Raw genomic sequence first — 1236 nt, 5'->3', positions numbered from 1 at the left:
CCCGAAGGTTTTACCTTCGGGCCCGTCCAGCATGCGGCGCGTGATCCGGATGAACCCCTTCCGGAATTCCTCCTGTTGAGAGCGGGTCCGGCGGCGCGAATGTGTTGCGGGCCCGCCCGTGGACGCTCCTTCGGGAAGGATTCCCGATGTTGGTCTAGACCTTGACAGGTTCAGACCAGCGGCGCTTGAGTGACCGTCACCCCCCCCATGGCGGCGCACCGTCCAGCTCGGTGCGCCGCACCGAAGGAGTGATCACGTGATCAGACGCATCATGGGCCTGCTGGCCGCGCTGGGCGCGGTCGTTGCGATGGTCGTCGTTCTCCCTGCCACCAGCGCCGCGGCAGCCGACTGCGCGGCACCCTGGAATTCCTCGTCCGTCTACACCGGCGGTGGATCGGCCTCCTACAACGGGCACAACTGGACCGCCAAGTGGTGGACCCAGAACGAGACCCCCGGCAGCTCCGACGTCTGGGCGGACCAGGGCAGTTGCGGCGGTGGCGGCGGAACGGACCCGGGCACCCCGTCCGGCTTCGTCGTCAGCGAGGCGCAGTTCAACCAGATGTTCCCGAACCGGAATCCGTTCTACACGTACAGCGGACTGACTGCGGCGCTGAGCGCCTACCCGGGCTTCGCGAACACCGGCAGCGACACCGTCAAGCGCCAGGAGGCGGCGGCGTTCCTCGCCAACGTCAGCCACGAGACGGGCGGTCTGGTGTACGTGGTCGAGCAGAACACGGCCAACTACCCGCACTACTGCGACAGCAGCCGGCCCTACGGCTGCCCGGCCGGCCAGTCCGCGTACTACGGCCGCGGCCCGATACAGCTCAGCTGGAACTTCAACTACAAGGCCGCCGGTGACGCTCTCGGCATCGATTTGCTGGGCAACCCGTACCTGGTCGAGCAGAATGCCTCGGTCGCCTGGAAGACCGGCCTCTGGTACTGGAACACCCAGAACGGCCCCGGCACCATGACCGCCCACAACGCCATGGTGAACGGTGCCGGATTCGGCGAGACCATCCGCTCGATCAACGGTTCCCTGGAGTGCAACGGCGGCAACCCCGCCCAGGTCCAGAGCCGTATCGACCGCTACCGGGCATTCGTATCGATCCTCGGCACCACCCCCGGCTCCAACCTGAGCTGCTGACCCGCAGTCCGTATATCCGCAGTCCGTAGATCCACGGTGTGCGGATCTGCAGACTGCGGATCCCCCCACCCGACGGGGGGCGTGCCCGGCCC

General features: G+C 67.2%; 1 protein-coding gene. It reads left to right on the top strand.

Annotated elements, in window-relative coordinates:
* Nucleotides 1-256 precede the first annotated feature (256 nt).
* The gene (locus ACFU8Q_RS41565; protein WP_384465440.1) at nucleotides 257-1144 is read left to right on the top strand and encodes a glycoside hydrolase family 19 protein; all 888 of its coding nucleotides are present in this window, start codon (nucleotides 257-259) and stop codon (nucleotides 1142-1144) included.
* Nucleotides 1145-1236 lie beyond the last annotated feature (92 nt).

Source organism: Streptomyces sp. NPDC057543, assembly GCF_042801895.1.
In the GTDB taxonomy this organism is placed as follows: Bacteria; Actinomycetota; Actinomycetes; order Streptomycetales; family Streptomycetaceae; genus Streptomyces.
The sequence above is the reverse complement of the archived record's forward strand: the minus strand, read 5'-3'. Positions and strand labels throughout refer to the sequence as shown.